A 557-nucleotide genomic window follows, 5' to 3' on the forward strand; every position below is an offset into this window, starting at 1 on the left:
TTAGTCAGCGTTGGCAGAGACTGCGCCAGTGTAAAGCTCTGGCTTTCACTCACTTCAATGCCCGCAGAGTTCGTCCCCGTCACCATCACGATGTAAGTGCCATTGGTTTGGTGACTCATATCAATCGCGTCACTGGTCCAAGTGCCACCGGCTTGTACCGTTGCACTGCTGCTTTTCAATACCGTCGCGCTGCCTTGGGCTTTCACTTCAAGACGCAGGGACTGACCGTCAAAACGTGTCGACGTGCCTTCGAATTGTAGTGTGGCGGCATGCGTTTCATCCACATTGCCCACTGGCGTAATAGCTAAGGTCGGCGTGATCGGCATGGAGTAAGCCGTGTTCTGGCTACCGGTATTCCCTGATAAGTCTTGGTAGTCACGAACTAGTAACGCCACATTCAGCTCTGACGAGTCTGGTACCACTACATCACCAGTCCAAACACTTGGGTCCGCGGTTGCCACTAACGAGGTGATCGTCGTGCCACCTAACTCCGCTGCGGCGGATTGCAGATCTTTATCGAATTCCAGCGTCACCGTCACGCTTTGGCCGATGGCTTG

1 pseudogene is annotated in these 557 nt (G+C 54.0%); it reads right to left on the bottom strand.

Features of this window, described 5'->3' with window-relative positions:
* A pseudogene (locus R7190_RS29690) lies at nt 1-557 on the bottom strand (hypothetical protein); the annotation flags it as partial.

It is taken from the genome of Vibrio sp. 1078-1, from assembly GCF_033340475.1.